Origin of the sequence: Crassaminicella thermophila (assembly GCF_008152325.1) — a bacterium.
Lineage (GTDB): Bacteria > Bacillota > Clostridia > Peptostreptococcales > Thermotaleaceae > Crassaminicella_A > Crassaminicella_A thermophila.
Genome location: NZ_CP042243.1, coordinates 1,868,161 through 1,885,872, shown reverse-complemented (window position 1 = coordinate 1,885,872; position 17,712 = coordinate 1,868,161). Strand labels below are relative to the sequence as shown.

The 17,712-nt window shown below is 31.4% G+C and carries 15 protein-coding genes and 1 other annotated feature; of the genes, 14 read left to right on the top strand and 1 reads right to left on the bottom strand.

The window, feature by feature from the left end:
• The first annotated feature begins 231 nt into the window (after positions 1-231).
• From FQB35_RS09340 to thrS, 10 genes are all read left to right on the top strand, one after another.
• The gene (locus FQB35_RS09340) at positions 232-1,722 is read left to right on the top strand and encodes a 4-hydroxyphenylacetate 3-hydroxylase family protein (protein ID WP_148809667.1); all 1,491 of its coding nucleotides are present in this window, start codon (positions 232-234) and stop codon (positions 1,720-1,722) included.
• Between the two features lie 62 nt (positions 1,723-1,784).
• Positions 1,785-2,063: a NifU family protein gene (locus FQB35_RS09335; RefSeq protein ID WP_148809666.1), complete on the top strand. Its 279-nt coding sequence runs from the start codon at positions 1,785-1,787 to the stop codon at positions 2,061-2,063.
• A gap of 71 nt (positions 2,064-2,134) precedes the next feature.
• The gene (locus FQB35_RS09330) at positions 2,135-2,344 is read left to right on the top strand and encodes a hypothetical protein (protein ID WP_148809665.1); all 210 of its coding nucleotides are present in this window, start codon (positions 2,135-2,137) and stop codon (positions 2,342-2,344) included.
• 17 nt (positions 2,345-2,361) lie between these two features.
• The gene (locus tag FQB35_RS09325; protein ID WP_148809664.1) at positions 2,362-3,663 is read left to right on the top strand and encodes an acetyl-CoA hydrolase/transferase family protein; all 1,302 of its coding nucleotides are present in this window, start codon (positions 2,362-2,364) and stop codon (positions 3,661-3,663) included.
• A 39-nt stretch (positions 3,664-3,702) separates the two neighbouring features.
• A complete protein-coding gene (locus FQB35_RS09320) occupies positions 3,703-4,860 on the top strand; it encodes a 4-hydroxybutyrate dehydrogenase (RefSeq protein WP_148809663.1) in 1,158 nt (385 codons plus the stop codon).
• A gap of 165 nt (positions 4,861-5,025) precedes the next feature.
• Complete coding sequence (gene tnpA / locus FQB35_RS09315; protein WP_148808708.1) at positions 5,026-5,481, top strand: IS200/IS605 family transposase; 456 nt, start codon at positions 5,026-5,028, stop codon at positions 5,479-5,481.
• A gap of 163 nt (positions 5,482-5,644) precedes the next feature.
• Complete coding sequence (locus tag FQB35_RS09310) at positions 5,645-6,409, top strand: DUF6873 family GME fold protein (protein ID WP_148809662.1); 765 nt, start codon at positions 5,645-5,647, stop codon at positions 6,407-6,409.
• An 82-nt stretch (positions 6,410-6,491) separates the two neighbouring features.
• Complete coding sequence (gene ytxC / locus FQB35_RS09305) at positions 6,492-7,403, top strand: putative sporulation protein YtxC (protein WP_148809661.1); 912 nt, start codon at positions 6,492-6,494, stop codon at positions 7,401-7,403.
• Between the two features lie 132 nt (positions 7,404-7,535).
• Complete coding sequence (locus FQB35_RS09300) at positions 7,536-8,138, top strand: DUF445 domain-containing protein (RefSeq protein WP_148809660.1); 603 nt, start codon at positions 7,536-7,538, stop codon at positions 8,136-8,138.
• An 87-nt stretch (positions 8,139-8,225) separates the two neighbouring features.
• Positions 8,226-8,441, top strand: a binding site (T-box leader).
• A 54-nt stretch (positions 8,442-8,495) separates the two neighbouring features.
• Positions 8,496-10,409 carry a threonine--tRNA ligase gene (gene thrS, locus FQB35_RS09295; protein WP_148809659.1) on the top strand — a complete coding sequence of 638 codons (1,914 nt, stop codon included), beginning with the start codon at positions 8,496-8,498 and terminating at the stop codon, positions 10,407-10,409.
• Between the two features lie 23 nt (positions 10,410-10,432).
• On the opposite strand, the gene ftsH is transcribed toward thrS, so the two are convergent.
• Positions 10,433-11,932, bottom strand: a complete 1,500-nt coding sequence (gene ftsH, locus FQB35_RS09290; RefSeq protein WP_207707387.1) for an ATP-dependent zinc metalloprotease FtsH — start codon at positions 11,930-11,932, stop codon at positions 10,433-10,435.
• 379 nt (positions 11,933-12,311) lie between these two features.
• Here ftsH and FQB35_RS09285 point away from each other — a divergent pair, with 379 nt between their 5' ends.
• From FQB35_RS09285 to FQB35_RS09270, 4 genes are all read left to right on the top strand, one after another.
• Positions 12,312-13,487 (top strand): DUF3798 domain-containing protein, encoded by a 1,176-nt coding sequence (locus tag FQB35_RS09285; RefSeq protein WP_148809657.1) that lies wholly within the window; start codon positions 12,312-12,314, stop codon positions 13,485-13,487.
• Between the two features lie 94 nt (positions 13,488-13,581).
• A complete protein-coding gene (locus tag FQB35_RS09280; protein WP_148809656.1) occupies positions 13,582-15,189 on the top strand; it encodes a sugar ABC transporter ATP-binding protein in 1,608 nt (535 codons plus the stop codon).
• Entirely contained in the window at positions 15,190-16,230 is a 1,041-nt protein-coding gene (locus FQB35_RS09275; RefSeq protein WP_148809655.1) for an ABC transporter permease subunit, read from the top strand.
• Positions 16,230-17,540, top strand: coding sequence for an ABC transporter permease subunit (locus FQB35_RS09270; protein WP_231701769.1), 1,311 nt, complete (start codon positions 16,230-16,232; stop codon positions 17,538-17,540). The genes FQB35_RS09275 and FQB35_RS09270 overlap by 1 nt, the downstream gene beginning before the upstream one ends.
• Positions 17,541-17,712: the final 172 nt, after the last annotated feature.

The following is a 17,712-nucleotide window of genomic DNA, read 5'->3' as shown; positions in this document are numbered from 1 at the left end:
GTTTTTTTATTATGTATACCATAAAAAGTATGATTATAAGAATCGCTTTGAAAGCAAGTAATTTCAATAAAAGATCAATGAATGTTTATTTATAAGAAATTGATTTTAAATTGGCATGGATATTGCAACAGAATCAAGAGTGTTAAGTTTAATGAAAAGATAAAAAATATATGTACAAAAAATGAAAAATTTGTTAAAATAATAACGAAATTAAAAGGGGAGATGATGTAAATGGCATTAATGACAAAAGAGCAGTATCTTGATAGTTTAAGAAAATTGAATATAAAGGTTTATATGTTTGGAGAACTAATTGAAAACTTTGTAGATCATCCAATTATTAGACCATCTATCAATTCTGTAGCGATGACTTATGAGTTAGCACAAGATCCGCAATATGAAGATCTAATGTTAGCAACATCAAACTTAACAGGAGAAAAAGTAAACCGTTTTACACATCTACATCAAAGTACAGATGATTTAAGAAAGAAAGTAAAAATGCTAAGACTTCTTGGACAAAAAACAGCATCTTGTTTCCAAAGATGTGTTGGTATGGATGCTTTCAATGCTGTATATAGTACAACTTATGAAATAGATAAAGCACATGGAACAAATTATCATGAAAACTTTAAAAAGTTTTTAGAGTATGTACAAAAAAATGACTTAGTAGTAGATGGTGCAATGACAGACCCTAAAGGAAATAGAGGATTAGCTCCAAGTAAGCAAGAAGATCCAGATCTTTTCTTACATGTAGTAGAAAGAAGAGAAGATGGTATTGTTGTAAGAGGAGCAAAAGCTCATCAAACAGGAGCAGTAAACTCTCATGAGCATCTAATAATGCCAACAATAGCTATGAGAGAAGGAGACGAAGCTTATGCTATATCCTTTGCAGTACCATCAGATGCTGAAGGATTATATATGATTTACGGAAGACAATCTTGTGATACAAGAAAATTAGAAGAAGGTGCAGATATAGATTTAGGAAACAAAAATTTTGGAGGACAAGAAGCATTAGTTGTATTTGATGATGTATTTGTACCAAATGATAGAATTTTCTTAAATGGAGAAGTAGAATTTGCAGGAATGCTAGTAGAAAGATTTGCAGGATATCATCGTCAAAGTTATGGTGGATGTAAAGTAGGTGTTGGTGACGTTCTTATAGGTGCAGCAGCATTAGCAGCAGAATTTAACGGTGCAGCAAAAGCTTCTCACATTAAAGATAAATTAATCGAAATGACTCATTTAAATGAAACTCTATACTGCTGTGGTATCGCATGTTCAGCAGAAGGATATCCAACAGAAGCTGGAAACTATCAAATTGACTTATTACTTGCAAATGTATGTAAGCAAAATGTAACAAGATTCCCATATGAAATCACAAGACTTGCAGAAGATATTGCAGGTGGACTTATGGTAACAATGCCATCAGAAAAAGATTTCAAGCATCCAGTAATTGGACCAGTATGTGAAAAATACTTCAAAGGAGTAAATGCTGTTCCAACAGAGCATAGAATGAGAGTATTAAGACTAATTGAAAATATGACATTAGGAGCAGCAGCAGTTGGATACAGAACAGAGTCAATGCATGGAGCTGGTTCTCCACAAGCTCAAAGAATTATGATTGCAAGACAAGGTAATATTGAGCATAAGAAGGAATTAGCAAGAAAAATAGTTGGAATAGATGAAGAATCTATTGCAAAAAGAGAAGCAGCAACTACAAAATAATAAATTTTTACAGTATAGGAGGGGTGGAAAAATCCACCCCAACCTTGTAATGGAGTGATTATATGTTTGACAAGGTAAATGAAGTAATTCAGAAAAAGATAAGACCTAAGTTAGCTATGCATTTTGGAGATATTGAGCTTGTAAAAGTAGAAGATGGTGTTGTAGAGGTAAAACTTTTAGGTGCTTGTAGCGGTTGTCCGTCTGCTAGATTTACCCTTGAAGATATAGTACTTACAGACTTACAAGAAGAGATTCCGGAAGTAAAAGAAGTAGCTTTAGTTAGTGAGGTAAGCCAAGAACTTATTGATATGGCTAAGAAAATACTGAAAAAAGATAAGTAAGGAGAGATACTTTGAAAGTAGGCGTGAAATATTGTGGGGGATGTAATCCACGATATGAACGGGGTAAGTTTGTGGATAGAGTAAAAAAAGAATTAGGAAATGATTTTGTTTTTGAAGTTGCTAAAGAAGGTTTTATCTATGACTTTCTTTTAATAATAGGAGGTTGTACAAATTGTTGTGCAAACTATAAAGGCATTCAAACAAAACAAGGAATATTTTTTGTAAAAGATGAAAGAGACTATGAAAAAGTTATAGATGCAATCAGAAAAATTATTCAGTAATAGAAAGGATGGATAGGATGAGTTGGCAAGATGTTTATAAGTCCAAACTTACGACTGCAGAAGAAGCTGTAAAACATATTCAGTCTGGAAATAGAGTAGTTATTGGTCATGCATGTAGCGAGCCATTAGAATTAGTAGATGCAATGGTAAAGAATAAAGATCAATATAAAGATGTAGAAATTGTTCATATGGTAGCAATGGGTAAGAGTGAATATACAAAACCAGAAATGGCACCACATTTTAGACATAATGCATTATTTGTAGGGGGATCTACGCGTAAAGCAGTAAATGAAGCAAGAGCAGACTATACTCCTTGTTTCTTTACAGAAGTTCCAAGATTATTTAAAGAAGGATACTTACCAGTAGATGTGGCGTTGATTCAGTTAAGCCGTCCTGATGAACATGGATATTGTAGTTTCGGTCTTTCTTGTGATTATACAAAGCCAGCAGCAGAATGTGCGAAAATAGTTATTGCAGAAGTAAATGATCAAATGCCAAGAACTATGGGAGATTCTTTTATTCATATATCTGAAATTGACCATATCGTAGAGACATCTTATCCGATTATAGAGTTACAACCTCCAAAGATTGGAGATGTAGAAAAAGCGATCGGACAAAATTGTGCAAAACTTATTGAAGATGGTTCTACGCTTCAATTAGGTATTGGAGCTATTCCTGATGCAGTACTTTTATTTTTAAAAGATAAAAAGGATTTAGGTATTCATTCAGAAATGTTTTCTGATGGTGTTGTTGAATTAGTAGAAGCAGGTGTTATTAATAATAGTAAAAAAAGCATACATAAAGGAAAGATGGTAGTAACATTCTTAATGGGTACAAAGAGACTTTATGATTTTGTTGATAATAATCCATCTGTTGAATTGTATCCAGTAGACTATGTAAACAATCCTTGTGTAATTATGCAAAATGAAAAAATGGTTTCTATAAATTCATGTATTCAAATTGATTTAATGGGACAAGTAGGTTCAGAAAGTATAGGCCTAAGACAGTTTAGTGGTGTAGGTGGACAGGTTGATTATGTTCGCGGTGTAAGTATGGCTAAGGGTGGAAAGTCTATTATTGCTATTCCATCAACAGCATCAAAAGGAAAAGTTTCTCGTATCGTACCATTATTAGATGAGGGTTCAGCTGTTACAACATCACGTAATGATGTACATTATGTAGTTACAGAGTATGGTATTGCTGATCTTAGAGGAAAAACCCTAAAGGAAAGAGGAAGAGCATTAATAAATATAGCTCATCCAGATTTTAGATCAATGCTTATTGAAGAATGGGAAAAAAGATTTAATTGTAAATTTTAGTAAATTTATAAATAAAAGCACAGAAAGGAAGGAAGACTAATGAAATTTTTTAAGTTGCCAACACAAATTCATAAATTTGATGATTTTAAAGGATTTGCAGAAGAGTTTAAAATTGGAGAAGGAGATTTAGTACTTACTCATCAATTTCTTTATGATCCTTTTATGAAAGAATTAAACTTAGGTGCAGACTTTTTAATGCAAGAAAAATATGGTGTAGGTGAGCCATCAGATGAAATGATTGATCAGATTTTAGCAGATGTAACTGCTAAGCAATATAAAAGAATTATTGCAGTTGGTGGGGGAAGCGTTATAGATATTGCAAAATTATTAATATTCAAAGATGGAAAAAATGCATTAGATATGTTTGAAAAGAAAATTGATTTTATAAAAGATAAGGAATTAATTATTGTACCTACAACTTGTGGAACAGGTAGTGAAGTAACAAATATTTCTATTGCTGAAATTAAATCAAAACATACAAAAATGGGATTGGCAATCGATGAATTATATGCTGATTATGCAGTTCTTATTCCAGAACTTGTAAAAGGTCTTCCATATAAATTCTTTGTATATAGTTCAATAGATGCATTAATTCATGCTATTGAATCTTACGTATCACCAAATGCTAATGATTTTACACAAATGATTAGTGTAAAAGCAACAGAGATGATTTTAAAAGGATATTTAGATATTATTGAAAAAGGTGAAGATTATCGTTTAGAAATTTTAGAAGATTTCGTAATAGCAAGTAATTATGCAGGGATTGCATTTGGAAATACTGGTGTAGGAGCTGTTCATGCTCTATCTTATCCATTAGGAGGAACTTATCATGTTCCACATGGAGAAGCAAACTATCAATTCTTCACAGAAGTATTTAAAACTTACAATAGAATCAATCCAGATGGAAAGATTAAAGAATTAAATACATTCCTAGCAGATCTTTTAAAAGTTGAAGAAAAAGATGTATATGATGCTATTGAAAATGTATTAGATAAATTATTAAGCAAAAAACCTTTAAAAGAATATGGTATGAAAGAAGAAGAAATTGAAAGTTTTACAGATAGTGTACTTGAAAAGCAACAAAGATTACTTGCAAATAACTATGTACCACTTTCAAGAGAGGATATATTAAATATCTATAAAAATCTATATTATTCAAAAGATAGTATAGAAGAAGTTGCTGCTACAAGAAAATAGTATAAACCGCCCGGTTTTAGGGCGGTTTTTATTGTATAAAGAAAACCACTAGCTAAGCTAGTGAGTTCTGAAAAGCTTTAGCGATGAGCAGAAAAATAAAACCTCCTTTTGATAAAATAGAATAGGTTTCGCCAGCCAATTCTAAAATCAAAGGAGGTATCCTATATGGATAGTACTAGTTTATCACATACAAAATGGAATTGTAAGTATCATATAGTTTTTTCACCTAAGTTTAGAAGAAAAGAGATTTATGGAAAAAAGAAAGCAGAAATAGGAAAGATATTAAGACAGTTATGTGATTGGAAAGGAGTTCAAATAATTGAAGCAAATGCATGTGTTGATCATATACATATGTTAGTTTCAATTCCACCAAAAATGAGTGTGTCAGGTTTTGTAGGTTATTTAAAGGGAAAAAGTAGTTTAATGATATTTGAAAAGTTTGCAAACTTAAAATATAGATATGGGAATAGACATTTCTGGTGTAGAGGATATTATGTAGATACAGTAGGAAGAAATAAAAAGGCAATAGAAGAATATATAAAAAGCCAGCAAAATGAGGATATGGCAACAGATCAAATAAGTATGAAAGAGTATATAGACCCTTTTAAGGGTAGCAAGTAGAGAATTTTATGCGGCTGGCGAAATTTATGCGTGCCTTAAGGCACAACGCTGGAAAGTTGCCCTTATAGGGCTTAGGAAAAACCACCAGCTAAGCTGGTGGATATTTATATTTGATAACAAATTAGTATATAATAAACTTAAAAATATAAATTAGGTGATAATAATGAAATATAAATTTCTTGATATACCTTTTTTACCAAAAGAGGATGTCTTAGCTGTAATTATAGATGGACGAACTCCTCAAATTTTGACGAATAAATTAAAGAATATGAGTATACATATAGTAAAAACACCTTTTTGCAAAGAGTTGTACGATGCTATCTCATATCATCCAGATATTTTATTACATCCTGTCGATGGAAAAGATTTTGTTGTTGCACCAAATGTTTATGAAATATTAAAAGAACCTCTTAAAAAACTAGGGCTTAATGTGATCAAAGGTGAAACTTTCTTGCTTAGGAACTATCCAGAAAATATAGCATATAATATAGCAAGAGTTTCGAATTTTGCCATACATAATTTGAAATATACAGATAAAGTTACCTTAAAATTACTTGAAAAAAGCGGTGTAGAGTTTATTCATGTGAAGCAAGGATATTCAAAATGTTCAATTTGTGTTGTTAGTGAAAAAGCCATTATTACATCTGATAGAGGGATTGCTAAAAAAGTAGAAAAATATGGAATAGAAACATTGTTAATATCTCCTGGATACATAGATTTACCGGGACTTAGTTATGGTTTTATAGGAGGAATATCAGGATTTATTGGAAAAAATAAATTGGCTTTTTCTGGGCACTTAAGGAACCATCCTGATTATGAAAGGATTTTAGACTTTTTAAGTAATCAGCAAGTTGAGCCTGTTTTTTTAGATGATAAAAAACCAATAGATATTGGCTCAATAATACCTTTTTTAGAAATGGCATATTAAGAAATAAATGTAATCCTGTATTTTGAATATCACTTCTTATTACACATATACTACTAATACAGTAGAAGAAGGAGTGAAAGCAATGGATCTTATGATGGTTATATTAAATGATTGCTGGCAGAGTGTTTATGATAGATTAGATAAAGATATAAATTATTTTAATAAAGAAGGAATAACGATTGATAAAGATATTTACAAACAAGGTAAGATAACCTATATTCAATATGCAGTAAAAGAATCAAGTTTAAAAAATTATACAACCGATGATTTTGGTAGTGTATTTAAATATTATATGGCAAACATTTTTTCTGAAATAATTCTTAAAGACATGGAAGAAAAATTGGCCAATAAAATTTTAGCAAATCAATATTATTATTTTAATCTACAGGAAAGAAAATCTATTCTTAAACATTTAAAGACAATTCAAGATCAAGAAGTATATAAATATAGGGAAGATGAAGTTTGTATTGAGAATAGAAAAGAAAAAATTATTCAAGAAATTATAAGTTATTTAAGAGAAAATAATATTATTAATTTAAAAGGCTTTGTTAGGTTTAGATTGCGAAGTTATATTGAGGAATTAGAAAATAATATAGACAAGGCTGTTGAAGATTATTTAATGGAAAAAGAATATAATGAATTTATAAGACTTTTAAGATATTTTGTAGATATTCAAGAAGCAAAAATAGATATGGTTAATGTACTTATAAGAAAAGATGGAAAATATGATCTTTATGATTACCAAAATAAATCTATTAATAATGAATACCTAGAAGATTTAGCGTTAGAAATGGCAGATAAAGATATTAGCTATGATGATTTGTTAATAAGTTCTTTAATTACTTTGGCACCTAGAAAAATTGTTATCCATTTTTCTTCTAAAATCAAGAAAAAAGAAATTATTGAGACAATCAAAAATGTATTTTCAGATAGAGTATATATGTGCAGTGGTTGTGAACTTTGTCTGTCAAGTCAAAATATTATACAAGAGTAGAGATATTCTCTACTCTTAAATTGTTTATATAAAAAGTTAGGATATTGTATTCGCTATTTAACTATGTTATACTGATTTATGCTATAGATTTCTATATATTTGCAAAAGATAAGATTATAGAGGTGAGATATAATGTTTTGGATAAAGTTATTCATCTTAGCTGCAGTTGGATCGATTATAGGATGGATTACGAACGTTTTAGCAATCAAATTTATATTTAGGCCCTTACAACCAATTAATGTGCCTGTTTTGAACGTAAGTATTCAAGGATTAATTCCAAAAAGAAAAGGGGAACTAGCTAAAAGTGTAGGAGAGATTGTAGAAACAGAGTTGATTTCTATGGAAGAAATTATAGATAAATTTATTGAAGATGAAAATAAAAGTGAAATTATCTTTGCTATTAAACGAAAAATAAAAATGATTGTAGAGCAAAAGTTACCTAGCTTTATTCCTAGTGCTTTTAAAGGTATGATAGAGGAGTATATTGAAGAGATTATTGATAACGAGGCTGAAGGTGTTATTACTGAGCTAACAGAAAAGATGGTTCATAAAGCCACAGAAAAAATAAAGATATCTAAAATAATAGAGGAAAAGATTAATGATTTTGAATTAGAGAAATTAGAAGAAATTGTTATTGCTATTGCAAAAAAAGAATTAAAGCATATAGAGATTTTAGGCGCAATTTTAGGATGTATTATTGGTCTTATTCAAGGAATAATTATATTGATGGTATAATATAAAGAAAAATTGAGAAAACTTATTGACAAGTATTGAAAATATTTTTATAATTAAACAAAGTTGGAAAAGAAGGTTTTAATATTGTTAAAAGCTATGAAAAGGAAGAGTACTATAAACCCAGTCAAAAGAGAGAGGATGTCATAGGCTGTAAGCATCCTTTGATATGGATATAGGAAAACTACCTTTGAGCTGTACCTTAGTAGCTAAAAAGCAAAAAGGTATTCGTTAGGCAACGTTAATGCCATAAAGTGGACACGGTCAATTTGGGTGGAACCGCGGGAGATACCTCTCGTCCCTGAGCTTTGCTTGGGGATGAGAGGTTTTTTAGTTTACAAAATAAAGGAGGTAATATATATGAGCAATATAAAGGTAACTTTAAAAGATGGTTCTATAAAGGAATTTTCAAAAGGAATAACAATATTAGAAGTTGCAAAAGAGATTAGTGGAAGACTTGCGAAAGAAGCAGTAGCGGGACAGATAAATGATAAGATTGTAGATTTAAAATATGTTATTAATGAAGATGCAGAGATAAACATTTTAAAATTTGATGATGAAAAAGGTCAAGAGGTTTTTCGACATACAAGTGCACATATTTTAGCACAAGCTGTAAAAAGATTATTTCCTGATACAAAGCTTGCTATAGGCCCAGCTATTGAAAATGGATTTTATTATGATTTTGATTCAGAACATAGATTTACAGAAAGTGATTTAGAAAAAATTGAAAAAGAAATGAAAAAAATTGCTGGGGAAAATTTAGGATTAGAAAGATTTGAATTGCCTCGCAATGAAGCAATAAAATATATGGAAGAAAGAGGAGAAAACTACAAAGTAGAATTAATTAAAGATTTACCTGAAGATGCAGTTATTTCTTTTTATAAGCAAGGGGATTTTGTAGACCTTTGTGCAGGACCTCACTTACCTTCAACAAAACCTGTAAAAGCAATAAAATTATTGAGTGTTGCTGGTGCATATTGGCGTGGGGATGAAAAAAATCAAATGCTTCAAAGAATTTATGGAACATCATTTCCAAAACAGAAAATGTTAGAAGAATATATTTATAGATTAGAAGAAGCTAAGAAAAGAGATCATAGAAAAATAGGAAAAGAATTAAAATTATTTACAATTCTTGAAGAAGGTCCTGGTTTTCCATTTTTCTTGCCAAAGGGAACACAGCTTAAGAATACTTTATTAGAATATTGGAGAGAAGTGCATAGAAAAGCTGGATATGTTGAAGTGGAAACGCCTATTATATTAAACAGAAAGCTTTGGGAGACTTCTGGACATTGGGATCATTATAAGGAAAACATGTATACTTTAAAAATTGATGATGAAGATTTTGCTATTAAGCCGATGAATTGTCCTGGAGGAATGCTTATATATAAAAATGATATGCATTCATACAGAGATTTTCCTATGAGAGTTGGGGAAGTTGGAAGAGTTCATAGACATGAATTATCTGGAGCACTTCATGGACTAATGAGAGTAAGAGCTTTTACTCAAGATGATGCACATATTTTTATGCTTCCAGAACAAATTAAAGATGAAATAAAAGGAGTAGCAAAACTAATAGATGAAGTGTATACTAGATTTGGATTTAAATATCATGTAGAGCTATCTACAAGACCTGAAGATTCAATGGGATCAGATGAAGAATGGCAAATGGCTGAAACAGCTTTGCAAGAAGCTTTGGAAGAATTAAATCTTCCATATAAATTAAATGAAGGTGATGGGGCATTTTACGGACCTAAAATAGATTTCCATTTAGAAGATTGCATTGGAAGAACTTGGCAGTGTGGAACAATTCAGCTTGACTTCCAATTACCACAAAGATTTGATTTAACATACATTGGTAAGGATGGAGAAAAACATAGACCTGTAGTTATTCATAGAGTAGCCTTTGGTAGTATAGAAAGATTTATTGGAATATTAATAGAACATTTTGCAGGAAAATTCCCAACATGGCTATCTCCTGTTCAAGTAAAAGTATTGCCAATTGCTGATAAATTTAAAGAATATGCAGAAAAGATTGCAAGCTTAATGAAAGAAAACAATATACGTGTTGAATTAGATGATAGAAATGAAAAAATTGGTTATAAAATTCGTGAAGCACAATTAGAAAAAGTTCCTTATATGGTTATTGTTGGAGAAAAAGAAGTTGAATCTAATACAATAGCTGTAAGGTCTAGAGATAATGGGGAACTAGGAAGTCAAGATATTGAAAACTTCATACAAAAATTAAAGGAAGAAATTGAAAACAGGATATTATAAAAGAGAGTCTATGTGACTCTCTTTTATGTTGTTGCACCATATTTTTTAAAGTGAATTTGAATTATATTTTCAAGTTCTTCACCAGAAAGGGTTTCTTTTTCATATAATTCATGAGCAATTGTAGATAATAAATTAGAATTGTTTTTCAAAACTTCAAAAGTGTCATTATAGCATTCTTCTATGATGTTTTTTATTTCTTTATCAATCATAGGGTAACAATTTTTCACAAAAGCGGGTTCAAAAACTCTATTTAATAGGTTACTCATGCCATAATCACAAACCATTTGATAAGCAATGCTATTTGCTTTTTTTAAATCATCCTTTGCACCAGTAGAGATTTCTCCAAAAATAATTTGTTCAGCACATCTACCTCCAAGCAAAACTTTTATCTTATTTTTAAGTTCTTCGGTTGTCGTTAGATATCGATCTTCTTCAGGAGCATACATTACATATCCTAAAGCTTCACCTCTTGGAACAATGGATACTTTTGATACCAAATCTGTATTTAAAATTTTTCCCATCAAAGCATGCCCTGCCTCATGGAAGGATACTTTTCGCTTTTCTTTTTCTAAAATAACAGTATTTTTTCTTTGAAGGCCTGCAATAACTTTTTCAATGGCTTCGTTAAATTCTTCTATTCCAATGGTGGTTTTATTGTTTCTTACAGCTAGTATTGCAGCTTCATTTGCTATATTAGAAATATGAGCACCTGACATACCATGTGTTCTTTTGGCTAATGCTTTTATATCTACACTTTTATCTATAGGCTTATTCTTTGTATGAACTAAAAATATCTCTTCTCTTGCTCGAACATCTGGGTTTCCTATAAACATGTGACGATCAAATCTACCGGGCCTTAAAAGTGCTTCATCTAATAAATCAAGACGATTTGTTGCACCGATTACTACAACTGTTTGGTCTGAATTGAAACCGTCCATTTCTATTAGAAGTTGATTGAGTGTTTGATCTTTTTCGTTATTGCTTTCAGTCGTTCTTTTAGCACCTATGGCATCGATTTCATCTATAAAAATTACACTTGGAGCACTCTTTTTTGCTTTTTCAAATAAAGATCTTACTCTTTTTGCTCCAACACCAACATATTTTTCAACGAATTCTGATCCACTAGCTGAGAAAAAACTAGATTCAGTTTCTCCGGCAAGAGCTTGTGCTAGTAGCGTTTTTCCTGTTCCAGGAGGACCATGAAATAAAATGCCCTTAGGAATTTTTGCTCCCATTTTGTGGTATTTTTGGGGAGATTTAATGAAGTCAATAATTTCTGCAAGTTCTTCTTTTACTTCATCAAGTCCTGCCACATCATTAAAACGGACTGAAGGTTTATTTAGGTTATTTAGTCTATCATCTTTATCTTTTTTTTCCATTTTTATTTGTACAGGTTCTAATTGAGGTGATTTATCTAATTTCATGTAGTAAATAAACAATACTGAACAAGCTAGGATCAGTAGAAATTTATTTATAATGTTAATACGGACGAAACTTATATTTCCGTTTAAGGAACCGAACATTACCATAAAAGTAATTATTAAGCTAAAGCAGAAAAGAATAAAAATTATTTTCTTTTTATAAATTTTTATCACCTTCTTTCATATTCGTTCATGATTAGTTTTCCCAATCTAGCAGTAAAAATATTAATAGAAATGATAAATAAAAAAATTTTTTAAATGATTTTGTTTGTGAAATATCAGAAAATATAAAAAAATAATGGTCTTAAAAGGGTTTTTTTGAAAAATATAGAATATAATAATTATTCTGAAAAAAATAAAAACATTTTGGAATGAAATGGGACATAATCTGCATAGAAATGAATTAGTATTATAAATTTTATTGAAAAGGGAAAAACACCTTTTCTCTAAAAGAATAAATAAGAGTATGGGAGGAATTAAAATGTTAAAAAGAAGTTTTGCAATTTTGTTGGTCCTGATGATGATGTTCAGTTTAGGAGCTTGTGGCCAAAAACAAGCATCAGAAGAACCAGCAGCTACTGAAGAAGCAGCAGCTACAGAAACTAAAGAAGATGGAAATTGGAAAATAGGAATTATGACTGGTACTGTTTCTCAGAATGAGGAAGAGTATAGAGCTGCTCAAAACGTACTTAAAAAATATGGTGAAGAGCATGTGATTTTAATGACTTATCCTGATAAATTTATGGATGAGCAAGAAACAACCATAGCAAACCTTGTAAGTATGGCATCAGATCCAGATGTTAAAGCCCTTATTATTGTTCAAGCTGTTCCTGGAACTTCAGCAGCTATTGATAAAGTAAAGGAACTAAGAGATGATCTTTTGATTATAGCTGGTACGCCTGGAGAGGATCCAAAAATGATTGCATCTAAGGCAGATATTGTATTTGCTATGGATGAACTATCAATGGGTCATACAATTATTGAGCAGGCTAAAAAACAAGGAGCAAAAACTTTTGTCCACTATTCATTCCCGAGACATATGTCTTATGCACTACTTTCTGCAAGAAGAGATTTGTTTAAAGAAAATTGTGAAAAGTTAGGGCTTAAATTTGTAGATGCAACAGCGCCAGATCCTACAGGTGATGCTGGTGTATCAGGTGCACAGCAATTTATCTTAGAAGATGTGCCAAGAAAGGTTGAACAGTATGGAAAGGATACTGCATTCTTTAGTACAAACTGTGCAATGCAAGTACCTCTTATCAAAGCAAGCTTAGATGAAGGAGCAATATATCCACAACCTTGCTGTCCATCTCCATATCATGGATTCCCTTCAGCATTAGGTATTAAGATTCCTGAAGATAAAAAAGGTGATATTAATTTTGTAGTAGATCAAATTAAAGAAAAGATAGCAGAAAAGAACGGTACAGGAAGATTTTCTACTTGGCCAGTACCTGTTGCCATGATGTTTGTTGAAGCAGGTGCTGAATATGCAAAAGCATACATAGATGGAGAAACAAATGGAAAGCTAGATGTAGAAAAGGTAAATGAAAAATTTAAAGAATATGCAAAAGTTGATATTACATTATCTCCATTGGAAGAAAGTGGAGTAAAATATGATAACTATTTAATGGTGTTACTAGATTTCCTAAACTTTTAATTAGTTCTTATTTATAATTTAGATAAACATGAAAGTGTAAGGTTGCCATATAGGCAGCCTTGCATTTTCATGAAATTATTGAGGTGGTGAAAAAATGTCAGAAAAATATGTACTTCAGATGAATAATATTGAGAAAGAATATTTTGGAAATCAAGTATTAAAAGGAGTTAGTCTATCTGTTAAACCTGGAGAGATTCATGCATTGCTTGGAGAAAATGGTGCTGGAAAATCAACCCTTATGAATGTTCTATTTGGAATGCCAGTTATTCATTCAACGGGAGGATTTAGCGGAGAGGTAATTATTGAAGGAGAAAAAGTAGATATTAAATCTCCCAAAGAAGCTATGGAGATTGGTATAGGCATGGTTCATCAAGAGTTTATGCTTGTACCTGGATTTTCTTTGACAGAAAATATAAAGCTGAATAGAGAAATCACAAAAGATAATCCAATTAGTAGATTATTTGGAGACAGCTTAAAATTTTTAGATTACAAAAAAATGAATAAAGATGCAAGAAAGGCATTAGATACCCTTGGAATCAATATAGAGGAGTGGGTTAAGGTTGCTGGCTTACCCGTTGGTTATATGCAGTTTATAGAAATTGCAAGGGAAATTGATAAAAGCAATGTTAGGCTTTTAGTTTTTGATGAACCTACTGCAGTTTTGACGGAAAGTGAAGCAGACAATCTTATCAGGTCTATGAAAAAACTAGCAGCATCTGGCATTGCTATTCTTTTTATTACACATAGATTAGATGAGGTTATGGAAGCTGCTGACAAAATAACCATACTTAGGGATGGAGAATTGGTGGCTACAAGAAAAAAAGAAGAAACCAATGTAGGAGAGCTGGCAGAATTAATGGTTGGAAGAAAGATAGAAGTTACGCAAAAAGATGAAAGCAATAAAGAAGAATTAGAGAATAGAGAAGTAATACTTTCTATTAAAGATCTCCGAGTGGATATGCCAGGAGAAGAAGTAAAGGGGATAGATTTAGAAGTTAGAAAGGGAGAAATACTAGGTATAGGAGGTTTAGCTGGACAAGGGAAGATTGGTATTGCAAATGGTATAATGGGGCTTTATGAGTCAACAGGAGAGGTCCTTTTAAGAGGAGAAAAGTTAAAATTAAATGATACGAAAGAAGCCCTTAAAAGTGGTTTGGCTTTTGTTTCAGAGGATAGAAGAGGAATAGGATTACTGTTAGATTCTTCTATTGAGCATAATATAGTGGTTACAACTATGCAAATTAAAGATAAGTTTTTAAAAAAATTTGTTTTTTTTGATCAAATAGATACGAAGGCAACAAGGGTACATGCACTAAAAATGATAGAAAATTTGGATATTAGATGTACAGGTCCTACTCAGCTTACTAGAAGACTTAGTGGGGGAAATCAGCAAAAGGTTTGTATTGCAAGAGCATTAACATTAGAACCAAATGTTCTATTTGTTTCAGAACCTACCAGAGGAATCGATATTGGAGCGAAAAAGCTAGTATTGGATTTGTTGGTAAAATTAAATAAAGAACTTGGAATGACAATTGTAATGACTTCTAGTGAGCTCGCAGAATTAAGGTCTATTTGTGATAGAATTGCTATTATCTCAGAAGGAAAGATAGAAGGCATACTTAGTCCTTCTGCAAGTGATAGAGATTTCGGTTTAATGATGGCTGGAGAATATCGAAAACTTCACAGTAAGGAGGCTTTATAAATGAGCGAAGCAGTGAGACGATTTACAAATAAATTTGGTCTTCCAAGATTAATTATCAGTTCCTTTTTCATATTTTTATTTATTGTTGCATTACTATTGAAGCTGCCTATATATTCTTTGATTTCAGATACGATTCGAAGGTTTGGTATGTATGGTATATTGGTTCTTGCTATGGTGCCTGCTATTCAATCGGGTATTGGACCAAACTTTGCATTACCTCTTGGAATCATTTGTGGGTTGCTTGGTGGACTTATAAGCATAGAATTAGGGCTAACTGGAGCAGGAAGTTTTTTTGCAGGATTATTCATATCATTGCCTTTTGCAATCATTGTTGGCTGGGTATACGGTATTCTCTTAAATAAAATAAAAGGTTCTGAGATGCTAGTTGCTACATATACAGGATTTTCTGTTGTGTTTTTTATGAGTATTATGTGGATATTATTACCATTTAAACATCCTGAGATGGTTTGGCCGATTGGACAGGGGTTAAGGGTTACCATTGCCCTAGATTCAACTTTTGGGGAAATACTAAATAACTTTTTATTATTTCATATTGGTGGAATAAAAGTTCCTACAGGATTATTATTGTTTTTCTTTGCTTGCTGCTTTATTGTATGGCTATTTTCAAGGAGTAAGATGGGAGTGGCTATGAAGGCTGCAGGAGATAATCCAAAATTTGCAGCTGCTTCTGGCATAAATGTTGATAATTGTAGAATTATTGGAACGATTTTATCAACAGTACTTGGAGCAGTTGGAATCCTTGTCTATGCTCAAAGCTATGGTTTTATCCAATTGTATCAAGCGCCTCTTATGATGGCATTTCCAGCTGTAGCTGCTATACTTATTGGCGGAGCTTCAGCAAGCAAGGCAAAAATATCACATGTGATATTAGGCGTTTTTTTATTCCAAGGACTTTTGACAGTTGCTCTCCCTGTTGCAAATGAAATTGTACGTGAAGGAAATTTATCTGAGGTACTTAGAATGATTGTACAAAATGGGATTATTCTTTATGCATTAACAAAAGTAGGGGGGGAAAACTAATGACAGAAATGAACAATGTAAAAGAGATAGATAAAGGGTTTGAAAAATTTAGTATAAAAAAGTTTTTAATTAGTCATAGTGTAACTATATTGTTTGTGATAGTATGCCTTATTGGGGTTAAGCTTTCAAAATTGCCATTATTTTTTATTGCAAGTGAATTGTTAACTAGAATGACAAGAAATTCTTTTTTGGTACTTTCACTTATTATTCCTGTACTTGCAGGAATGGGGTTAAACTTTGGGATTACAATTGGAGCAATGGCAGGACAAATTGCTATTATTGCTGTAACTCACTGGGGGATAACAGGGATTAAAGGATTTTTATTATGTGTTATTCTTTCTGCACCTATGGCAATATTATTTGGGAATTTAACGGGAAAGCTGCTAAATAAGACAAAAGGACAAGAAATGATTGCTAGTATGATTGCAGGTTTTTTTGCAAATGGAATTTATCAGTTTATATTTTTGTTTTTAATAGGCACATTCATTCCAATGAAGGATCCGGTAATGGTTTTAAGTAGTGGTATTGGGATTAGAAATACCATTGATCTTTCAAGAAATGTAGGAATAAAATATGCACTAGACAATATGGTAAAGCTTCCCGTTTTTTATGTTCTTTTAGCAGGAACCATATTATTTATACTAAGCTATACTTTATTTCGATTCTACAAGATTAAAAATTCAAACAAAAATAGCAAATTCTTTACAGCTACATATATATCAAAAATGATATTTTGCATCATGATTATTTTGATTTGTTGTGTTTTGCTATTCAATAAAGATATTCCTAATAATATAAAAATGCTTACAAAAATAAAATTACCAATAGTTACATGTCTTGTTGTTGGCGCTTTGTGCTTGTTTAATGTATTGATTGTAAAGACAAAACTTGGGCAAGATTTTAGAACTGTTGGGCAAGATAAACATATTGCAAAGGTTTCAGGGATCAATGTAGATAAAGTTAGGGTGATTGCAATAACTATTTCTACATTATTAGCTGCTTGGGGACAACTAATTTTCTTACAAAACATAGGTACATTAAATACTTATGGAAGCCATGTACAAATTGCTACATTTTCCATTGCAGCCCTTCTTATTGGAGGAGCATCTGTTTCAAGAGCAACAATAGGGCAAGCACTTCTTGGAACAATACTTTTTCATACACTATTTATTGTTTCACCTAAGGCAGGAAAGAATTTATTTGGAGATGCACAGATCGGAGAATTCTTTAGAGCTTTTGTTGCTTATGGCGTAATTGGCTTATCATTAGGATTACATGCATGGAAAAAAAGAATGCAGTTAAAAAAATAATTGCTAATATAAAAAATGCGTTGACAATTACATAAAATGATGATAAACTACTTGAGTAATATAAAGAAGAAGTATTCCGCTTCTCACCTTACAACATGTGTTCGTAAGGTTTATATGAGCTTTTTACTTGTTTTATTTAAAGCAAGAGATTTATTGGCTTATGAAGCGGATG

Excerpts from the sequence above, each read along its gene's own strand:
- FQB35_RS09340 (WP_148809667.1), top strand. The coding sequence starts at position 232 with ATGGCATTAATGACAAAAGAGCAGTATCTTGATAGTTTAAGAAAATTG.
- FQB35_RS09335 (WP_148809666.1), top strand. The coding sequence starts at position 1,785 with ATGTTTGACAAGGTAAATGAAGTAATTCAGAAAAAGATAAGACCTAAG.
- FQB35_RS09325 (WP_148809664.1), top strand. The coding sequence starts at position 2,362 with ATGAGTTGGCAAGATGTTTATAAGTCCAAACTTACGACTGCAGAAGAA.
- FQB35_RS09320 (WP_148809663.1), top strand. The coding sequence starts at position 3,703 with ATGAAATTTTTTAAGTTGCCAACACAAATTCATAAATTTGATGATTTT.
- tnpA (WP_148808708.1), top strand. The coding sequence starts at position 5,026 with ATGGATAGTACTAGTTTATCACATACAAAATGGAATTGTAAGTATCAT.
- FQB35_RS09310 (WP_148809662.1), top strand. The coding sequence starts at position 5,645 with ATGAAATATAAATTTCTTGATATACCTTTTTTACCAAAAGAGGATGTC.
- ytxC (WP_148809661.1), top strand. The coding sequence starts at position 6,492 with ATGGATCTTATGATGGTTATATTAAATGATTGCTGGCAGAGTGTTTAT.
- FQB35_RS09300 (WP_148809660.1), top strand. The coding sequence starts at position 7,536 with ATGTTTTGGATAAAGTTATTCATCTTAGCTGCAGTTGGATCGATTATA.
- thrS (WP_148809659.1), top strand. The coding sequence starts at position 8,496 with ATGAGCAATATAAAGGTAACTTTAAAAGATGGTTCTATAAAGGAATTT.
- ftsH (WP_207707387.1), bottom strand. The coding sequence starts at position 11,932 with ATGTTCGGTTCCTTAAACGGAAATATAAGTTTCGTCCGTATTAACATT.
- FQB35_RS09285 (WP_148809657.1), top strand. The coding sequence starts at position 12,312 with ATGTTAAAAAGAAGTTTTGCAATTTTGTTGGTCCTGATGATGATGTTC.
- FQB35_RS09280 (WP_148809656.1), top strand. The coding sequence starts at position 13,582 with ATGTCAGAAAAATATGTACTTCAGATGAATAATATTGAGAAAGAATAT.
- FQB35_RS09275 (WP_148809655.1), top strand. The coding sequence starts at position 15,190 with ATGAGCGAAGCAGTGAGACGATTTACAAATAAATTTGGTCTTCCAAGA.
- FQB35_RS09270 (WP_231701769.1), top strand. The coding sequence starts at position 16,230 with ATGACAGAAATGAACAATGTAAAAGAGATAGATAAAGGGTTTGAAAAA.